Source organism: Flaviaestuariibacter amylovorans, from assembly GCF_039541815.1.
Taxonomy (GTDB): domain Bacteria; phylum Bacteroidota; class Bacteroidia; order Chitinophagales; family Chitinophagaceae; genus Flavisolibacter; species Flavisolibacter amylovorans.
This window is the reverse complement of sequence record NZ_BAABGY010000007.1, coordinates 880290-899576: the sequence shown is the minus strand read 5'-3', so window position 1 is coordinate 899576 and position 19287 is coordinate 880290. Positions and strand designations below refer to the sequence as shown.

14 protein-coding genes, 4 tRNA genes and 1 other RNA gene are annotated in these 19287 nt (G+C 59.4%); 7 read left to right on the top strand and 12 right to left on the bottom strand.

The window, feature by feature from the left end:
• Both mazG and ABD937_RS12365 read left to right on the top strand, forming a co-directional pair.
• On the top strand, positions 1 to 771 hold the full coding sequence (gene mazG / locus ABD937_RS12370; RefSeq protein WP_345256047.1) for a nucleoside triphosphate pyrophosphohydrolase: 771 nt from the start codon (positions 1 to 3) through the stop codon (positions 769 to 771).
• Positions 768 to 4511, top strand: coding sequence for a sensor histidine kinase (locus ABD937_RS12365; protein WP_345256046.1), 3744 nt, complete (start codon positions 768 to 770; stop codon positions 4509 to 4511). Before mazG ends, ABD937_RS12365 begins: the two co-directional genes overlap by 4 nt.
• A 207-nt stretch (positions 4512 to 4718) precedes the next feature.
• Here the strand turns inward: ABD937_RS12365 and ABD937_RS12360 are convergent, their stop codons facing one another.
• The 6 genes from ABD937_RS12360 to rplU all read right to left on the bottom strand — a co-directional run bounded on the left by ABD937_RS12360 (position 4719) and on the right by rplU (position 9851).
• Entirely contained in the window at positions 4719 to 6020 is a 1302-nt protein-coding gene (locus ABD937_RS12360) for a serine hydrolase domain-containing protein (protein WP_345256045.1), read from the bottom strand.
• Between the two features lie 51 nt (positions 6021 to 6071).
• Positions 6072 to 6917 (bottom strand): AraC family transcriptional regulator, encoded by an 846-nt coding sequence (locus tag ABD937_RS12355; protein ID WP_345256044.1) that lies wholly within the window; start codon positions 6915 to 6917, stop codon positions 6072 to 6074.
• 28 nt (positions 6918 to 6945) lie between these two features.
• Positions 6946 to 8625 (bottom strand): helix-hairpin-helix domain-containing protein, encoded by a 1680-nt coding sequence (locus tag ABD937_RS12350; RefSeq protein WP_345256043.1) that lies wholly within the window; start codon positions 8623 to 8625, stop codon positions 6946 to 6948.
• Positions 8626 to 8862: 237 nt separating this feature from the next.
• A complete protein-coding gene (locus ABD937_RS12345; protein ID WP_345256042.1) occupies positions 8863 to 9129 on the bottom strand; it encodes a hypothetical protein in 267 nt (88 codons plus the stop codon).
• A 102-nt stretch (positions 9130 to 9231) separates the two neighbouring features.
• On the bottom strand, positions 9232 to 9492 hold the full coding sequence (gene rpmA, locus ABD937_RS12340) for a 50S ribosomal protein L27 (RefSeq protein ID WP_345256041.1): 261 nt from the start codon (positions 9490 to 9492) through the stop codon (positions 9232 to 9234).
• A 56-nt stretch (positions 9493 to 9548) separates the two neighbouring features.
• A complete protein-coding gene (gene rplU, locus ABD937_RS12335) occupies positions 9549 to 9851 on the bottom strand; it encodes a 50S ribosomal protein L21 (protein ID WP_345256040.1) in 303 nt (100 codons plus the stop codon).
• A 250-nt stretch (positions 9852 to 10101) separates the two neighbouring features.
• Here rplU and ABD937_RS12330 point away from each other — a divergent pair, with 250 nt between their 5' ends.
• From ABD937_RS12330 to ssrA, 4 genes are all read left to right on the top strand, one after another.
• Complete coding sequence (locus tag ABD937_RS12330) at positions 10102 to 11595, top strand: GH3 auxin-responsive promoter family protein (RefSeq protein WP_345256039.1); 1494 nt, start codon at positions 10102 to 10104, stop codon at positions 11593 to 11595.
• Positions 11596 to 11761: 166 nt separating this feature from the next.
• Positions 11762 to 12928: a 1-deoxy-D-xylulose-5-phosphate reductoisomerase gene (locus ABD937_RS12325; protein WP_345256038.1), complete on the top strand. Its 1167-nt coding sequence runs from the start codon at positions 11762 to 11764 to the stop codon at positions 12926 to 12928.
• A gap of 350 nt (positions 12929 to 13278) precedes the next feature.
• Positions 13279 to 14646, top strand: a complete 1368-nt coding sequence (rseP, locus tag ABD937_RS12320; RefSeq protein WP_345256037.1) for an RIP metalloprotease RseP — start codon at positions 13279 to 13281, stop codon at positions 14644 to 14646.
• Positions 14647 to 14861: 215 nt separating this feature from the next.
• Positions 14862 to 15234: a transfer-messenger RNA gene (gene ssrA, locus ABD937_RS12315) on the top strand.
• A gap of 71 nt (positions 15235 to 15305) precedes the next feature.
• Here ssrA and ABD937_RS12310 read toward each other — a convergent pair.
• The 6 genes from ABD937_RS12310 to ABD937_RS12285 all read right to left on the bottom strand — a co-directional run bounded on the left by ABD937_RS12310 (position 15306) and on the right by ABD937_RS12285 (position 18071).
• Positions 15306 to 15377 (bottom strand) — tRNA-Cys (locus ABD937_RS12310).
• 5 nt (positions 15378 to 15382) lie between these two features.
• Positions 15383 to 15453, bottom strand: a tRNA-Trp gene (locus tag ABD937_RS12305).
• Positions 15454 to 15498: 45 nt separating this feature from the next.
• A tRNA-Tyr gene (locus ABD937_RS12300) sits at positions 15499 to 15581 on the bottom strand.
• Positions 15582 to 15586: 5 nt separating this feature from the next.
• Positions 15587 to 15662, bottom strand: a tRNA-Phe gene (locus ABD937_RS12295).
• Between the two features lie 241 nt (positions 15663 to 15903).
• Entirely contained in the window at positions 15904 to 17118 is a 1215-nt protein-coding gene (uxuA, locus tag ABD937_RS12290; protein WP_345256035.1) for a mannonate dehydratase, read from the bottom strand.
• 23 nt (positions 17119 to 17141) lie between these two features.
• Positions 17142 to 18071, bottom strand: coding sequence for an alpha/beta hydrolase (locus ABD937_RS12285; RefSeq protein WP_345256034.1), 930 nt, complete (start codon positions 18069 to 18071; stop codon positions 17142 to 17144).
• A gap of 204 nt (positions 18072 to 18275) precedes the next feature.
• Here ABD937_RS12285 and ABD937_RS12280 point away from each other — a divergent pair, with 204 nt between their 5' ends.
• Positions 18276 to 19082, top strand: a complete 807-nt coding sequence (locus ABD937_RS12280; RefSeq protein WP_345256033.1) for an SDR family oxidoreductase — start codon at positions 18276 to 18278, stop codon at positions 19080 to 19082.
• The last annotated feature ends 205 nt before the right edge of the window (positions 19083 to 19287 follow it).

The following is a 19287-nucleotide window of genomic DNA, read 5'->3' as shown; positions in this document are numbered from 1 at the left end:
ATGACGCCCGCACAAATCGCCTTCGATCGCCTCGTGACCATCATGGACGAACTCCGCGAGCAATGCCCCTGGGACCGCAAGCAAACCATCCAGACGTTGCGCCAGATGACGCTCGAGGAAACCTACGAGCTCACCGACGCCATTACCGCCGAGGACTGGAAGGGCATCCGGGAAGAACTGGGCGACCTGCTGCTGCACATCCTCTTTTACTCCCGCATCGGCCGCGAGCAGCAACAGTTCACGCTCGAGGAGGTGATCAACGGCATCTGCGACAAGCTCGTGACGCGGCATCCGCATATTTATGGCGATGTCAAGGTGGAGAACGACGAGGACGTGAAACGAAACTGGGAACAGATCAAGCTGAAGGAGGGCAAAAAGTCGGTGCTCTCCGGTGTGCCCAAAACCTTGCCTGCCCTCGTAAAGGCGATGCGGCTGCAGGAGAAGGCAAAGCAGGTAGGCTTCGAGTGGGAGAACGCCGACCAGGTCTGGGTGAAGGTGGAGGAGGAGCTCGGCGAGCTGAAGGAAGCCCGGAGCGGTGGCGACCCGAAAAAGATCGAGGAGGAGTTCGGCGATGTGCTGTTCTCCCTGGTGAATTTCGCACGGTTTTTGAGCGTGGACGCCGAGAATGCGCTCGCCGTCACGAACAACAAATTTACCCATCGCTTTACCCGTATGGAAGAAAAAGCCGGCGCCGAAGGCCGTAACCTGAACGACATGACCCTCGAAGAAATGGACGCGCTCTGGAACGAAATCAAAAAAGAGCGGTCGTGAACCGGTGGCGCATCGATAGCCGCCTGCCCCGGCGTACCCTGTTGTTCACGGCGGGCGCGTTGCTGCTGCTCTCGTTCTTTACCTCCCTGTATTTTCACGAGGTGCCTTCGCTGGAGCGCGAGCAGCGCCATATCGAAGAGCACCTGCACAGCGCCGAGGCCGACTTCGCCGCCGTGATCGCCGAACGCGGGCTCGTGCAGCGCCTCGCCCTGCGCCAGGAGACCGAGGCCGAGTTCAACAGCCTGCAGCAGAAGAAGTACGGCCTGTATCTCTACGACGCCGCGGGCACGCTGCTGTACTGGAACAACCAGCGCTCGCTGCCCACCGCCAAAGACATCCGCCGCCACGACGGGCACTATGCCGAATCGCTGCCCAACGGCTTCTATATCATCCTGAAGCGATCGGTGCCGATCCCCGCCGCCAACCGGAGCATCACGGCCATCGCCATGGTGCCCATTCTGTACACCTTCGACTACCAGCATTCGAGCTACCTGCGCACCAGCTTTGCCCACGATGCCGACGCGGTGCGCAAGATCCGTATCGCCGCCACCCGCACGCCTTACGCCATCCGCGACCGCAGCACGCTCACGCTGTTTCACATCGAGGCCAAGCCCCACTCGCCCGATGCGCGCGTCGACGCCGTATCGGCCATCTTACGCATCATGGCCTTCCTGCTGCTGCTGGCCTTTATTCATTTCCTGGCCGAAGACGTCACGCGGAAGCGGGGCGCCTTGCGGGGCATCGCCTTCCTGCTGGTGGTGCTGGTAGCCGTACGCGTGCTGCTGCTTTTTGTGCCGGCGCTCTTTTCGTTTCGCCAATTCACGCTCTTCGACCCGGCCGTTTACAGCAACTACCACAACCCGCTTTTCCGCTCCCTTGGCGACCTGCTCATCTCCACGCTGTTTGCCTGCTGGCTGATCGCGTTCACCTGGTGGCAGATGGGGCCGCAGGGACGGTTACCCAGGGTCGTGCAGGGCCGGTACAAGCTCTGGGCAGGGGTGATCGCTTTGTTCGTGCTCATGTTCACGACGTTCCAGTTCGCCAACGTGGTGCGCTCGCTCGTGGCCGATTCCAGCATCTCCTTCAACGTTACCTACTTCTTCAGCCTCGACGTGTTCACGGTGGTGGGCTTTGTCGAGCTCGCGCTGCTCACCGTATCGTATTACTACTTTACCCGGGTGCTCTACCGGTTCATCTTCCCCGCCTTTGCCGGCCGCATGCTGCTGCTCTATTTCGGGCTCGCCGGCATCGGCCTCCTCTTCCTGACCCTGCGGAGCGGCAATGCCATCGTACTGTTTCACCTGCCGGTGTTGCTGTGGCTGCTCTGCTACACGCTGCTCGTGAGCCGAGAGCAGTTCCTCGTGAACCGCTTCCGCATTACGATGGCGGGTGTGCTGTTCTGGATCTTCGTGTTCTCGATCTCGCTGGCCATCATCATCCTCGGCGAGAACCGGGAGAAGGAGCTCCGGATGCGCAAGGCCATCGCCGAAAAGTACCACGAGCTCACCGAGCCTACCGGCGAGCGCACGCTCAGCATCGCGCTGGCCTATCTCGACAACGACTTCCTGCGGGGCAACTTCAGGCGCTTTTTCCGCCCCACCGAAAGCAACCTGCTCCGCGACTCCATCATCAGTGAGAATATCACGGGCTACCTCAACAAGTACCAGACGCGCATCTTCGTGTTCGATGGCGCCAACAACCCGGTCAACAACCCCGACCCGGTCACCTACGGGGAACTCAACAACCTGTTCACGGTACAAAGCAAGCCCACCGGCGTTCCCGACCTCTCGTACTTTGAGACCTCCTTCGACCAGTTTACCTATATCACGAAGCGCAACGTGACCGACTCGCTGGGCGTGATCGGTACGTTCTTCATCGTGAGCACACCGCGTAAATACAACTCCGAGGCCCTGTATCCCGAGCTGTTCCGGCGGATCAACGAGTCGGACGAGGAGCGCTCACCGATCTATGCCATCTACAAGAACCGGCTCCTGGTGGGCTCGAGCAGCAAATACTCGTTCAAGATCAACCTTACGGGCGCCGACATCCCCCTGACCGAGTTCGAGCGGCGCATCACCCCCGACTACGACGAGCTCTGGTACCGTGCCAGCAGCAGCAAGGTGGTGGTGATCGCCAAGAAGCGCGATACGCTGATCGAGAGCATTACGCTGTTCTCGTACCTGTTCTGCGCCTTCCTGTTCCTGGTGTCGGTGCTGCGGCTCGTGACGCTGCTGCTGCGCCACAGCGAAAATTGGCGCGGGCTTCCGTTCTGGCAGCTCAACATCCGCACGCAGGTGCACGGCACCATTATCTTCATCTCGATCTTTTCCTTCCTGGTGATCGGCGTCGCCACCATCTCCTTCTTCATCGCGCGCTACCAGCGCAATAACATCGACCGCCTCAGCCGCACCGCCGGCATCGTGGTGCGCGAGATGCAGCAGCGGGTGCTCACCGGCACCAGCCTCATGGATGGGGTGCAGGCCGTGGATTCGACCGGGAGCCTCAGCCTGCAGCGCCTCATCAACGAGATCGCGGAGATCCACAACGTGGACGTAAACCTGTACGATCCTTCGGGCGACCTGCGGGTATCGTCGGAGCCCGAGGTATACAAGCGCGGACTGCTCAGCACCCGGATGCACCCGGTGGCCTACCACCACCTCAACCGGCTGCGCGAGGTGCAATATGTGCAGGAAGAGCGCCTCAGTTCGCTGCGCTACCTCAGCATCTACGCCGCCATCCGCAACGAGAAAGGAGAGGTGTATGCCTACCTCAACATCCCGTACTTCCTCTCGCAGATCGACGTGAACCAGGAGATCTCCAACTTTCTCGTCACGATCATCAACCTCAACGCCTTCATCTTCCTCATTGCAGGTATCATCGCGCTCATCATCACCAACCGCATCACGCGCTCCTTTTCGCTGATCGGGGAGAAGATGCGCGACATCTCGCTCGGCCGACGCAACGAGGAGATCGAGTGGCACCGCAACGATGAGATCGGTGAGCTGGTGCAGCAATACAACAAGATGGTGCGGCAGCTCGAGGAAAGCGCCGATGCCCTGGCCCGGAGCGAGCGCGAGGGCGCCTGGCGCGAGATGGCCCGGCAGGTGGCGCACGAGATCAAGAACCCGCTTACGCCGATGAAGCTGAGCATCCAGTACCTGCAACGCGCCGTAGCCACGCAGCAGCCCAACGTGGAGGCCCTGACCACGAGCGTCACGAAAACGCTGATCGAGCAGATCGACCACCTCGCCAAGATCTCGTCCGACTTCGCGCGCTTCGCCAATATCGGCAACCGCAACCTCGAGGAATTCGACCTGCACGAGGTGCTGATGGGCCTTCAGGACCTGCACGCCACCAACCCGAAGATCACCCTCACCTGGAACCGCGCCGACGGCCCGGCGCGCATCGTGGCCGACAAGACGCATATGAACCGCCTCTTCACCAACCTGCTGACGAATGCGGTGGAGGCCTGCAGCGCGCAGAACGAATGCCGCCTGGAGCTGAACGAGGTGCGCACGGAAACCACCATCCGGGTGGAGGTGCGCGACAACGGCGAGGGCATCCCGGAAGAGATGCAGGGCCGGATCTTCACGCCGAACTTCACCACCAAGTCGTCGGGCACGGGCCTCGGCCTCGCCATGAGCAAAAGCATTGTGGAGCAGGCCGGCGGCCGCATCTGGTTCGAGACCGAGCGCGGCAAAGGCACCAGCTTTTTCGTGGAGCTGCCGCTGAAGGAATAATGGGGTAATGGGGTAATGGGGTAATGGGGTGATGCGTGGGTATCTTATGTACCGGCAAATCATAAGAACGTTACGAAGCGCAGCTCCGACCTGACGTACACGCCGCGCTCATCGTACCCAATCCGTACCATCCGCGTTCTTTCTCTCCGGTGTTCCCGGTAAAATCAGTCCGACATCAGCATAATCTGGTTCGGTTATTCATCGCGCTTACTTCGCTCCGGTCTTTTTTGTTTTGAGCCGGATGCCGGTGCTCACAATTGTGAGCTCGTACGTGCTCGTGGTTGCATTCCAGGTGTAATAGTAGCCGTCCTTCGAATGCGGATCTTCGAAGAAGGACGTGTCGCTGTCGGCTTTCAGCCGCTCCTTGCTCCCGGCACTGTCCTGTACCCACAGCGCGCCATCAGAGGCCGTGAACGTGAGTGCTTGCTTTTCGTCGGCTTCCAGCACGTATACACCGGTGTAGCGGTTTAAGATGGAATCGGGCAACGCGATTTCCTTCCGGTCAATGGGCGCCGGAACCGAATAGGGCTTCCCGGCAAGGAGGTTCACCAGGTCGGCGGTCATTTCCTGGATGGGGATGTCGGTGTAGTTGCAGGTAAACAGGATGGTGACGCCTGTGTTCAGGTTCTTGTAGAAATACGCACGGTAGCCAGAGCGCCCGCCTGCCTGTACGAGGAGCGAGTCGCCCGCAAACAGGCTGCGGGCGCGGCTTTCGCGCACCAGGCCTCCCTTTGGGAGCTGGCAGCTGAAGGCATACAGATCGTCGATAGTTGAATAGTAGTTGCCGGTTTCAAAACGCCCGATGCTTTTGGGTGGGGTAGCGGTGATCGTTCCTTGTTGATTATCGAAGCCCCAGGCAAAGTGCGGCACCTTCTTACTCCCGTTGTATTCGCCGGTAGCCGGTAAGCCCAGCCTGCGGAGCATTCTTTGTATGTACGCTGCGTATCCACCGGGCGCCGCCCTGTCGATGATGTAGTGCAGCAGGCTGAAGCCGATATTGGAATAGTGGGTTTGGGTGCCCGGCGCGAACAGCAGTTGCTCTTTGGCTGCGAGCCGCGCCACCTGCCGCAGCGAAGGCGAATCGAAGCGCTCATGGCCGGCAAGCTCGCGCGGCAGTCCCGAGCGGTGCTCCATGAGGTGGCCGATGCTGATCCGGTTGCCCTTTGGAAAATCCGGAATATAGCGCGCCAGCTTGTCGCTTCGTCTGAGTCGTCCTTCCTCCTCGAGCAGCAGGATGGCGTACTTCACGAATACCTTCGACACGGACGCGATGATAAAGCGGCTGTCGGGTTGCACGGAAAGGCTGTCGCGGCCGGGCGCCAGGTTGAACGAGGCGCGCAGCAGCACTTCGTTCGAGTCGGCGATCAGCACATTCCCGTTGAACTGGCGCAACGCGGTCAATGCGGTGAAGTACTCGCGGAGTCGTCGTTCTGCTGTGTCGCGGTGCAGTTGCGCAAAGCCAGGAAGGCAACCCATCAGTGCAAGCCACAGTAATGCGCTCTTTTTCATAGATGCAAAGCTGCGGCGTGTAGCCCGTCCCGAATTGTATTTTTCGGCCAATCACTCGAGCACCCGCATCAGCACCTGTCCATCGGCGGCCGCACGGATCGTCTTGAAGAAGTACGCCGGGCGCATCCCGGTCAGCTCGTGGTAGTCGCCGATCAGGTGGCTCTGGTCGTAGTAGCTTCCCCGGTGCGCCACGTCGGTAAGTGAGCTTTGCCCGGGCGCCTGCCGCAAGGCCATCGTGCGCCGGAAGCGGGCGATCTTGCGCACCTGCACCGGTGAAGCCGAAAGCCAGGATTGAAAGAGGCGGCTGAGGGTGCGCTCGCTGACCGCACAGGCTGCTGCCACCTGTGCCACGCTGCGCTCGTCGTCAAAATCCGTCAGCAGTGCCATGGCCTGCCGCAGCACGTCGGCCCGGGGCAACGGCCGGTAGCGGCACAGCAGGAAGACTTCCAGCAGCTTCAACTGCTCCCTGTGCGTTGACCCGTCGAAAAAGGCTTCCAGGAAGGCGTCGTAGGCCTGGCCATCCCAACCGGTGAAGGGCTGGATGCTGCGGCCGATCAGGGAGTTGTAGGGAGCTTCGATGAAGTGGTTGATCCCGAGAGGCTGGAATACGACGGTGACCCGGTTTTGCAGGCCGCTGATGCTGGCCTCGAGCGGGCCCCGGAGCAGGCCGTTGCACAGGGTAAGGTGCCGTTGCGCTGTGCTTCCCCGCACGTGGGCCGTTTTACCGGTGTGCGCGAATTCCGCAAAGCGATGGATCGTGACCGGCACCTGCAGCTGCGGGTATACGTGAAAGTGGATATGATAATCCGGCCCATCCGTCGACAGGAAATAGTAGTAGGCCACGTGCTGTTGCAGCAGCTCGTTTTGCGGGTAATACGTGTCGATCGTTTCGGGCATAGGAGGGCTGCTGGTTAGCGACGCTTCGTTATACCGAGGCGCCGCGGCGGGCCGCTTTGTGTTGCTGCAGGAAGGCTTCGAACTCAGCGCGCGAAAAGGAGCTCAGGTTGCGCGCGGGCGTCAGTCCGCTTTTTTGCGCCACCTTGACGCCGTACTTCAGGTTGTGAAAGTCCTCGAAGCTGTGGGCGTCGGGGTTGATGGAGAGCAGGACACCGCGGTCGAGGGCAGCGTCGATAAAGCGCCAGTCCATGTCCAGGCGCGACGGGCTCGAGTTGATCTCGATAACGACGTTATGTCGGGCGCAGGCTTCGATGATGGCTTCGTGGTCCACGGGATAGCCTTTGCGGCGTGCCAGGAGCCGGCCCGTGAGGTGGCCCATGATGGTAACATACGGATTCGTGATGGCGCCCATCAGGCGCATCATGGCCTTCTCCGGGGTCATATCCAGGTTGCTGTGTATGGAGGCGATCACGAGGTCGAAGGAGGCCAGCACTTCGTCGGAGTAGTCCATGGTGCCGTCGCCGAGGATATCGCACTCGATGCTCTTGTAGATCTTAAAAGGTGCCAGCTTCCCGTTGAGCGCATCGATCTCGGCGTGCTGCCGGCGGATGCGCTCCTCGTCGAGCCCGTTGGCGTAATACGCCGCTTTCGAGTGGTCGGAAAGCACGAGGTACTCGAAGCCGAGGCCGATCAGCTCACGCGCCATCTCCTCGATCGTATGTGCGCCGTCGCTCCAGTTACTGTGCGAGTGGATCAGCCCACGGATGTCGGAAACCCCGATCGGGGCGGGAACGCCGGCCCGCTGCACGCGCTCCAGGACGTCGGCTTTTTCACGCAGGTAAGGCGGGACGTAGGGGAGGCCGGCCGCTGCGAAGACCGCTTCCTCGCTATCGCCCGCGGTGCTCTTGCCCGCGCTTTGCCATGACTGCAAAAAGGCATCGCTGCCGTTGTTCCGGAACAGGGTGTCGATGAAGGCGGCGTCGTTGGAAAGGTGAAAGCGAAGCAGGAGTCCTTCGGCGCTCCTGAACTCCATCATGTGTTCGGCAGTGGCGGTGCGGGTGAGTGCCTCTTCACCCAGGAAGCTTTCCAGCTGTGCGGCGGGGATCGTAGTCACCCAGTCGAGTGCATTCATCACTTCGCACTGGCGGCGAAACGGACCGGTGAGCTCGGTGCGGCTGCCGGGGAATTGTGCCTGTAGTTTTTGCGTGAGCGCTTCTGCCAACGGCTCGAGTTGCGCGTAGAGGAAGTTACCGGCGTTTTGCCGGTGGAACTGGATGCCCTCGATGATCTTTTCGGCGGTCTTGTCGCCGAAGCCTTTGGTGGCGGCGATGCGTCCTTCGTGGCAGGCGGCGGAGAGCTCGTCGAGCGTATCGATACCGAGCTCCTTCCAGAGCGTGTGGATCTTTTTGGGTCCGAGTCCTTTGATGGCCATCATCTCGAGCACGCCCGGTGGTGTGCGTTCGGTGAGTTCCTGCAGCACGCCGAGGGAGCCGGTCTGGAGCAACTCGGTGACCTTGCTGCCGGCACTTGCGCCGATGCCTTTGATGGCATGGATTTTTTCTGCCGGCAGCTCCGCCACATTCTGAGGATACTTTTCCAGCGCGAAAGCGGCCGACGCGTAGCTTTTGCTTTTGAACGGATTCTCTCCGTGGATGTCCATCAGGCGGGCCAGCAGCGAGAATTGCTCGGCGAGTTCGTAGTTATCCATGCGTGCAAGATAGGAGAGAGCGTTTATTAGTCTATTGGTCTATTTGTTTATTGGTAAGGGTCGTTTCGATGCGGGCAGTCTTCACGACGCGACGCGGCTTACGTTCGACAAGGCAACAGCGCTGACAAACATGAAATTTCGGGGGCAAAGGGTGATCTGTTGGTAGCAATTACCCATAGACCAATAAACAAAAAACCCGCTCGGAGAGCGGGTTTTGTATACAATTTCAGAAGTAGCTTACTTCTTAGAAGCGGCTTTCTTAGCCGTTGCGCCACCGCTGGACTTTTTAGCTGCGGCCTTCTTGGGGGCTGCGGCTTTCTTAGCGGGAGCAGCCTTCTTAGCAGCGGCAGCTTTTTTCGGAGCTGCAGCTTTCTTAGCGGGGGCTGCTTTTTTAGCGGCTGCTTTTTTCGGAGCTGCTGCTTTTTTGGCGGAAGCGGCCTTCTTGGGTGCGGCTGCTTTTTTAGCGGCAGCTTTTTTCGGAGCTGCTTTTTTTGCTGTTGCCATGTTTGTAGAATTTAATGGTTAGTGAATAAAACTATCGGTAGTAAAATTAATGCCAAAATTTTAACTACCCAACCAATTTTTACTAACCACTAATCCACAAAATCAGGCCTGTGCTTCCGTAACGGAAACCATCGTACGATCGTTGCGACCCTTCCGGAATTCTACAACACCGTCGGTAAGCGCGAACAGCGTCCAGTCTTTACCAACGCCTACGTTCTTACCGGGATGGTAAACCGTACCGCGCTGACGTACGATGATGTTGCCGGAGATGGCGGGCTGACCACCGAAGATCTTTACGCCCAGGCGCTTGCTCTGGGAGTCGCGGCCGTTCTTTACGGAACCTTCACCTTTCTTATGTGCCATGATGAATTAGATTTGAAATTTGAGAGTTTAGATTTCAGGTTTGAGCGATGCAGCACTTACGCGATATCGGCGATGCGGATCTTCGTGTAGTGCGTGCGGTGACCGTGCTTCTTGCGGAAGCCCTTGCGGCGCTTCTGCTTGTACGCAATCACCTTGTCGCCCTTCACGTGGTCGATGATCTCGGCCTGCACTTTCACGGTTACGGACTTGGCAAAAGAGAGGTTGCCATTGTTGTCGGCCATGATAACATCACCGAACTCTACTTTATCACCAGCATTACCCGCGATATGGGGAACATACAGCGTCTGGTCTTTCTCGACCTTGAATTGCTTGCCGGCTATGGATACAATTGCGAACATAACGGTTCAAAAATTAGGTGGGCAAAGGTAGGGAATAAAGTCAGAAGTAAAAAGTAAAAAGTCGAAATTCCGCCTTCCAGAGCGCCATTTGGCCGCATTTAACGCCTCTTTTTGCCTTTCTGCTACCGAATTTTGCCTTGCATACCACCTGACGCGCCGGACCGGCCCTTGTTTAAAAGCTATATTTGCCGCCAGCCGCTTGCCTTCCCCAGCGACCGTTCCGGCGGCGGCAATAACCCATTCAGCTCCCATGAAGCTCAAATCCTTACTGGCCAAGCCGTTCGCTTCCTATATCCAAAGCCGCATCCGGAAGGGGATGACCACCGCCCTGGCCGACCAGGACGCGGTCTTCAAAAGCCTGATCCGCACTGCCCGCAGCACCGACTTCGGGCGCGACCACAAGCTGCTCGAGGTCAACGACCCGGCCTCCTTCCGCCAGGCGGTGCCGATCCGCGATTACGAGGCCTTCCGCCCGTATATCGAAAAGATCAAGGCGGGCCGCCACAACGTACTTTGGAAAGGACAGCCCATATACTTCGCCAAGACCTCCGGCACCACCTCCGGCGTCAAGTATATCCCGATCACCCACGAGTCGATCCCGAACCATATCAATACGGCCCGCAACGCCCTCCTTGTGTATATGGCCGAAACCGGGAATACCGCCTTTGCCGACGGCAAGCTGATCTTCCTCTCCGGCTCCCCCGAACTGGAGCGCGTGGGCGGCATCCCCACCGGGCGCCTCTCCGGCATCGTGAACCACCACGTTCCGAAATACCTGCGCACCAACCAGCTTCCGGGCTATGAGACGAACTGCATCGAAGACTGGGAAACGAAGCTGTCGGCCATCGTGAAGGAAACGATCCAGCAGGACATGCGTCTTATCTCCGGCATCCCGCCGTGGATGCAGATGTATTTCGACCGGCTCCGCGCCGAGAGCGGCAAGCCGATCCGCGAGCTGTTCCCGAATTTCTCGGTGCTCGTGCACGGCGGCGTCAACTTCGAGCCCTATAAAGCGAAGCTGTTTGAGTCGATCGGCGGTCCCGTACACAGCATCGAGACCTTCCCGGCCTCCGAGGGATTCTTCGCCTTCCAGGATTCGCAGAATGCCGAGGGACTGCTGCTGAACACCGACAGCGGAATTTTTTTCGAGTTCGTGCCGGCCGGCGAGATCTTCGACGAGCACCCGACGCGCCTCACGCTCCGCGACGTGGAAGTGGGCGTCAACTATGCCCTGATCATCAGCAACAACGCGGGTTTGTGGGCCTACAACATCGGCGACACCATCAAGTTCGTAAGCCTGAATCCGTACCGCATCGTGGTCACCGGGCGCACCAAGCATTACATATCGGCTTTTGGCGAGCACGTCATCGGAGAAGAAGTGGAACAGAGTTTGCTGAAGGCGGCGCAGGAAGACGGCGTGCGCATCACCGAGTTCACCGTGGCGCCCATGGTGCAGCAGGGCGAGGGAAGGAGCTACCACGAATGGTTCGTTGAATTTGAGCAGGCACCATCCGACATGGAAGCCTTCGCGATCAAGGTGGACGAAAACCTGCGCACGAAGAACATCTATTACGACGACCTGGTCCGCGGCGCCATCCTCCAGCCCCTGCGCATCACGGCACTCAGGAAGAATGGATTTATCGAATACATGCGCTCCATCGGCAAGCTGGGTGGTCAGAACAAGGTGCCCCGCCTCTCCAACGACCGCAAGATCGCCGACGAGTTAGTGAAGTGGAAGGTGTAGCCCTGCGGGCTGTTTATTGGTATTGTTTATTGGTACCTCCTTTCGGGAGCACCAATCCGAACCACTGCTACCCGTAAGCGACCTAGCTCTGTAGTTCATGACTAATAAACCAATAGACAAATAAACCAATAGACCTAATCTCCCTACTTTTGACCACCGTCCAACAATGAATACCCCTCCCGTTAAACGCATTGCTATATACGGCTCCACCGGCTCCATCGGCACCCAGGCCCTGGAGGTGATCGCCGCCCATCCCGACCTGTTCTCGGTGGAAGTGCTCACCTGCAACGGCAACGACGAACTGCTCGTGGAGCAGGCCCTGAAGTTTTGCCCCAACATCGTGGTCATCACCGACGACAGCAAGTACATGAAGGTGAAGGATGCCCTCGCGGCCACCGACACCAAGGTGTTTGCCGGGGCGGCGGCCCTCGAGGAGGTGGCGGCCATGGATGTATACGACCTCATGCTCGCGGCCATCGTGGGCTATGCCGGACTGAAGCCGACGCTCGCCGCCATCCGCGCCGGCAAGGCCATCGCGCTGGCAAATAAAGAAACGTTGGTGGTGGCCGGCGACATCGTGATGCAGGCCGCCCTCGAGCACCGCGTGCCGGTCATCCCCGTCGACTCCGAGCACTCGGCCATCTTCCAGTGCCTGGTAGGAGAGGCCCGCAACCCGATCGAGAAGGTCATTCTCACGGCGTCGGGCGGTCCCTTCCTCGGGCGCAAGACCAACTACCTCGTGAACGTAAAGCGTGAGCACGCCCTGCAGCACCCCAACTGGAACATGGGCGCCAAGATCTCGGTGGACTCGGCTACGCTCATGAACAAGGGCCTCGAGATGATCGAGGCGAAGTGGCTCTTCAACCTGAAGCCGGAACAGATCCAGGTACTCATTCACCCGCAAAGCGTGGTGCATTCGATGGTGCAGTTCGAGGACGGCTCCATCAAGGCGCAGATGGGCCTGCCCGACATGAAGCTCCCGATCCAGTATGCGCTCGCCTTCCCGAACCGCGTGCGCAACGCCTTCCCGCGCTGCGACTTCCGCAAGTTCAACACGCTCAATTTCGACGAGCCCGACTACCGCACCTTCCGCAACCTCACGCTCGCCATCGACGCCCTGAAGAAAGGCGGCAACCTGCCCTGCGTGCTCAACGCGGCCAACGAGATCGCCGTGTGGGCCTTCCTGAAGAACAAGCTGGGCTTCCTGGAAATGACCGACGTAATCGAGGAAACGATGCAGAAAGTGCCCTTCATCGAGCGTCCCAACATCGAGGAATATTACGCCTCCGACGGCGAAGCGCGTCACCTCGCCGCCGACCTGATCAAGCTGTGAGCAATGTGCTAATGGGTTAATGTGCTAATGGGGTAATGGGTATATGTGCGGCTGTCCTGTCCTGCTGCGGACCTGCACCTTTCGCGTGCATTCAGAATAGTTGGGTCAGTAGGTCTTGCTAGACCTATGAAATCATGTAAACCGCCTGCAACGGATGCACCTTGGTGCCCCCTGAATTCACGCTGATTTTTCATCTTTGGGAACCCAAGCTCCCCTTCCTTTTGGGAAGGGGCTGGGGGATGGGCCGGGGATGGGCTGTTATTCTTTACCTATTTTACTCCGGCGGTTGGCCTTCGGCACCCAATAATCAGGATATTTGTCGCCCTGACTTAAACCCGCATAATTAACGGATGCTTACTTTACTTGCTTTCGTATGGCCGCCCATCCTCGTCAAGGCCGGGCAGCTGATCCTTTCCTTCTCCATCCTGGTGGTGCTGCACGAGCTTGGGCATTTTCTGCCGGCGAAGTGGTTCGGCTGCCGCGTGGAGAAGTTCTACCTGTTCTTCAATCCCTGGTTCTCCCTCTTCAAGAAAAAAGTGGGTGAGACGGAGTACGGACTTGGCTGGGTGCCCTTCGGCGGCTACGTCAAGATCTCCGGGATGATCGACGAGAGCATGGACAAGGAGCAGATGGGCAAGCCCGCCGAGCCCTGGGAGTTCCGCTCCAAGCCGGCCTGGCAGCGCCTCATCATCATGCTGGGCGGCGTTACCGTCAACGTGATCCTCGCCATTATCATCTTTATCGGCATTACCTGGAAGTGGGGCGACGAGTACCTGCCGCCGCAGAACGCCCGCTACGGCCTCGCCGTGGATTCCTTGGGCCGCGCCGTTGGCCTGCAGGACGGCGACATCGTAACGAAGATCAACGGCAACCCCGTGAAGGACGAGATGAAGGTGCCCATGCAGATCGCCACGCAGGAAGCGAAGCACATCACCGTGCTGCGCAACGGCGCCGAGCAGCAGCTGCCCATCCCGGAAAGCCTCATCCCGGCCCTCAACTCGAGCCGCGGCGGCGACTTCGCCTTCGTGCGCGTGCCGGGCTATGTAGACGAACTCTCCTCCGAAAAGGAATACAGCGCCGAAAAGGCCGGTCTCCGCAAGGGCGACCGCATTGTGGGCATCGATACCGTGGAGACCCCGTACTACCAGGACTTCATGCGCACGATCGTCAACTACAAGGGCCGCACGGTGCCGCTCCGCATTGAGCGGGCCGGCCAGCCGATGACGCTGCAGATGCCCGTGAACAAGGACGGCCGCATCGGCATCAAGGTGGTGACCGATATGGAGAAGCTGGGCTTTAAAACCGAAGTGAAGGAGTACACCTTCGCGGAGTCGATCCCCATGGGCTTTACCCGCTGCTGGAACACCCTGAAGATGTATATGACCGGGCTCCGCCAGCTGTTTACCGGCAAGGCTAAGGTGCAGGACTCGCTCGGCTCCATTTTCTCCTTCGGCTCCGTGTTCCCGGGCCAATGGGACTGGCAGAGCTTCTGGACGCTGACGGCCTTCTTCTCGATCATCCTCGCCTTCATGAATATCCTGCCGATTCCCGCGCTCGACGGTGGGCACGCGCTGTTCACGCTCTACGAGATGATCACCGGCCGGAAGCCCGGGGAGAAGTTCATGGAGTACGCGCAGATCGTGGGCATGGTGCTGCTCCTGGGCCTGATGGCCCTCGCGCTGGGGCTGGATGTGTGGCGGTATTTCTTTAAGAAATAGATGCGGCAATCGGCAATCGGGAATCGGCAATCGGGAATCGGCAATCGGGAATCGGCAATAGCTGACGCCGATAACAGAGCAACGGATGCCTTTGGCATCCGTTGTTTTTTCCGCGCATCGCGGATTGCCGATTGCCGATTCCCGCCAAGAAACTTTACAAAGCATTAAGATCGATTGTCGTAGGTTTGTACCTGCTGTACACAGCAACCCAAAACGGGGGTGTTTGGTTTTGACAGCAGCGATCTTTGAAAGTGTAAGCATGCCGGGCGTTGTGTAATTAGCCCGATAATCTGAATACTCAAACCATAAATGGCAATACTCAGTATGCCATGGCTGCCTAATCAGTGATTTAGCAGTCATTAGGGCCGTCGCACGGGTTCGCCTCTTACCAAGTGCCACCGCCGACTCAAAAGAAATGGAGGATGCTGCTGCCACAGGCTGTGCCGGTAGCTTAAGATCATCCAGCTAAGGTGTGTGTTGGTTCGTCCTGGTCCTGCACATACCCGACAAATAATCCGAGGAATAAGCATGTAGAAAGCTTTTGGAAATCCTGTTTGGACACCGGTTCGATCCCGGTCACCTCCACTATTAGGCCGCCTTCGGGCGGCTTTTTTGTGCCCATCCGGGCGAGGCCGGCCGCAATCGCTGCATCATTGGGGAGCGTCCGGGCGGAATCGAACCGCCGCGTGGAAGTTTTGCAAACTTCTGCGGTACCGCTTGGCTACGGACGCAAAGGCACGGGTTGCAGGATTCGAACCTGCACGGGCAGTTTTGGAGACTGCTGTGCTACCGTTACACTAAACCCGCGTGTTGCTTGCACGAAGCTGCCGCTACGCAGCGTTGCAAGCTGGGTGGGAGCGGGAGGAATCGAACCTCCGACCGCTGTGGGTTACCGGATTTACAGTCCGGCGCCTGACCATTCGAGCATCACTCCCGGTGATGGTGGTGCCCCGCGGTATCGAGCCGCGATCTCCGGTTTTTCAAACCGGCGCATAGACCATCTTTGCTAGGGCACCAAACAAAAAAAAGCCCCGACGATACCGTCGGGGCTCAATGTCTTTATGAGGGTTCACCTATACACACATAGCTCCGACCGGGTACCTGCGATACCAGAAACAGAACGATGTATAGAGATTGTGCTTCACGGGGCAAATATAAAAGCATCCGGTGCGCACCAGCAAAAAAATAACTGCAACGATGCTGCCGATCGTAGAAATACGGGAGTGTTTCCCTTGCTCGTTGTCGCGACGATCTTTTTTAAATCGGAAGCAGTCCATTGTTTTCGCCAAGCGCGCGTGCGATGCCCAGCTCAAGGCCCCGCAGCTCGGCAAGCCCGCGCAGGCGCCCGATGGCGCTGTAGCCCGGGTAGGTCTTTTTCTTCAGGTCGTCGAGCATCTGGTGCCCGTGGTCGGGACGCATCGGGAGGGACACGCGCCGGCGCTGCATGAGGTGTACCAGCTCTTTTACCACGGCATACATATCGGCGTCGCCCCCGAGGTGATCGGCCTCGTAAAAATTACCCTCCGGGTCGCGCTTCGTGTTGCGCAGGTGCAGGAAATGGATGCGGTTGCCGAGGCGCTGCACCATGCCCGCAAGGTCGTTGTCGGGGCGCGCACCGAAGGAGCCGGTGCAGAAGCACAGCCCATTGGCGGCTGCCGGCACGGCATCGAAGAGCGCTTGCACATCGGCCTCGGTGCTCACGATTCGCGGCAGCCCGAGGATTCCGTACGGCGGGTCGTCGGGGTGAATGGCGAGTTTCAGGCCGGCTTCATCGGCCACCGGTGCCACTTCCCGCAGGAAGCTGATCAGGTGTTCCCGCAGGCGCGCTGCGTCGATACCCTCGTAGGTGCGGAGCGCCGCCAGGATCTGCTCCTCGGTAAAGCGCTCCTCCGATCCCGGCAGCCCCAGCAGCGCATTGCGGTACAGCGTCTCTTTTTCCGTGTCGCTCATCACCGCAAAACGGCGGCGCGCGCTTTCCCGTTCCGCTTCGGTATAATCGGATTCGGCACCGGGACGCTTCAGCAGGAAGAGGTCGAACGCAATAAAAGCTGCCTTCTCGAAGTAGAGCGCGCGGCTCCCGTCAGGCATTTCAAAGGAGACGTCGGTCCGCATCCAGTCGAGGATGGGCATGAAGTTGTAAGTGACCACTTTTAGTCCTTCGGCGGCAACGTTGCGCAGGCTGATCTTGTAGTGCTCGATATGCGCTAAATAGTCGCCAGAGCGTTTCTTGATGTCCTCGCTCACGGGCAGGCTTTCGATGACGGTCCACGTCAGGCCGGCTGCTTCCACTTCCGCTTTGCGCTTCCGTATTTCCTCGGTTGGCCAGACGTCGCCCACAGGAATATGGTGCAGGGCCGTCACCACTCCGGTGCAGCCTGCCTGGCGGATGTCCCACAGGCTTACCGGGTCGTTGGGACCGAACCAGCGCATCGTTTGCTCCATCCGGTAAGCGGAAAGGTAATAGTCGGTCATAGGGCCGGGTTTGTCGTTCAAACTTAATGGGTCTGTTGATAAAGTCCGCGCATCCACTCCAGGCAAAGTGTCGTCCACCCTTCGGCCGCGCCTTTGCCGGTACCCATTCCGAAGCCGTGCCCGCCCTTTGGGAACACGTGCAACTCGCCGCTCACGCCATTGTCTTTAAGCGCGGTGAAAAACAGGAGGCTGTTTTCCATCGGCACGCTCTTGTCGTCCAAGGCATGTACCAGGAAGACGGGAGGCGTTTCTCTGGTCACCTGCAGCTCGCTGGAGTAGCGCAGCGTCAGGGCCGTGTCGGTGGGAGTGCCCAGGAGGTTATCGCGCGAGCCTTTGTGCAGCACCGGCTTACTCAGGGTGATCACCGGATACACCAGCACGCCGAAGTCGGGGCGCGCGCTTTGGCGCGCAACGCTATCCCCGGAAGCCACATCGCCCGCATCGAAGCGGGTGAGGGCCGTGGAAGCGAGATGGCCGCCGGCGGAGAAGCCCATGATGCCGATACGGTCGGGGCGGATGTTCCAACGTGCCGCGTTGGCCCGCACGAGGCGGATGGCCCGCTGCGCATCGAGCAGGGGCGTTTCGTGGCGTACGGTAACGCTTTTCGAATTGGGCAGCCGGTACTTGAGCACGATGGCGGCAATGCCGCGGGAGGCGAAGAAGCGCGCCGGATCCGTTCCTTCCCAGCTGTAGGCAAGGCGGCCGTAGCCGCCGCCGGGGCAGATGATGACGGCCGTGCCGGTGGCACTGCGCTTGGAAGGAAGATATACCGCGACTTCGGGTGTTTGCACCAGCGACACGTAGTGGATGTCGCTGCTGTCGCGGCGCTCGCGCTCGCCGCTGGCCACGTAGTTTGGTACCGCGCCGGAAGGGTAGAGCGGCACCGTGAGGTCCTGTGCGGCAAGAACATGTACGAAGAGCAGGGCCGAGGCGGAAAGCAGCAGTCGTTTCATTAGCCGGTTATTGTGCACTAATGTACAGCCGCACCATCGCTTCCCGGCACCTGGAGGCACTGTTGGCTGGAGTCCGACCTGTTTCACCACCACACTGCACCCAATGACCCCCGGTTGGCACCCGAAGAATCGATAATTTGCTTCCGGCACTGGCACTTTCCGCTAGTGATGCAAACAGGTTTGGATCCTCAAAACATACACGCAATGAATCTTTCCGGAAAGGTGATCGTAGTGACCGGCGGCACCGGCGTACTCGGGTATAGCTTTAATAAGGCCATCGTGGCTGCCGGCGGCTCGGTATGCATTCTGGGCCGCAAGGGCGACACCGCGGAGGCCCGCGCCGCAGAACTCACCGCGGAAGGCGGCAGGGCCATCGGCATCGCCTGCGACGTGCTCAACGAGTCCGACCTGCGCCGCGCCAACGAGCGCATTCTCTCCGAATTCGGGAAGATCGATGGGCTCGTGAACGCGGCGGGCGGCAACCAGCCCGGGGCCGTGGTGCAGCCGGAAGGCGACCTGTTTGCCCTCGACATGGGCGCCCTCGAAGCGGTGCTGCAACTGAACCTGTTCGGGTCGCTGCTGCCGACACAGGTATTTGGTCAGAGCATGCGGGATACTTCGGAAGCGGCCAGCATCGTCAACATCTCCTCCGTTTCGGCCAGGACGGCCGTGACGAAAGTGCTCGGTTACAGCATGGCAAAGGCGGCTATCGAATCGTATACGAAATGGATGGCCGTGGAACTCGGGCGGCGCTTCGGCGGCCGCATCCGGATCAACGCGATCATGCCCGGCTTTTTCCTCACGGAGCAGAACCGGAGCCTGCTGACGCAGCCCGATGGCAGCCTTACCGACCGCGGGCAGAAGGTAGTGGGTAAGACGCCCCTGAACCGCTTCGGACGACCCGAGGAACTCTCCGCCGCGCTGGTATACCTGCTCAGCGATGCTTCCTCCTTCGTGATGGGCTCCTCCCTCGAGGTCGATGGCGGCTTCACCATGTTCAGCGGGGTATAACAACGAGGCGCCTGCTGACACTTTTTTCTTTTTTGGAAAGCTTTGAAATAGTCGGCCGCAAGCGGCCTTGGCACGCGACGCCGCAACGACGCAACGGCGCGACGATGAAACACTTTGAAGAATTCTCAGCAGATTGCAGCTTCGCAGCGCCGCCACCCGCTGCGTCGCTGCGTGAAATAGGCCGCATGCGGCCGACCTATCCACA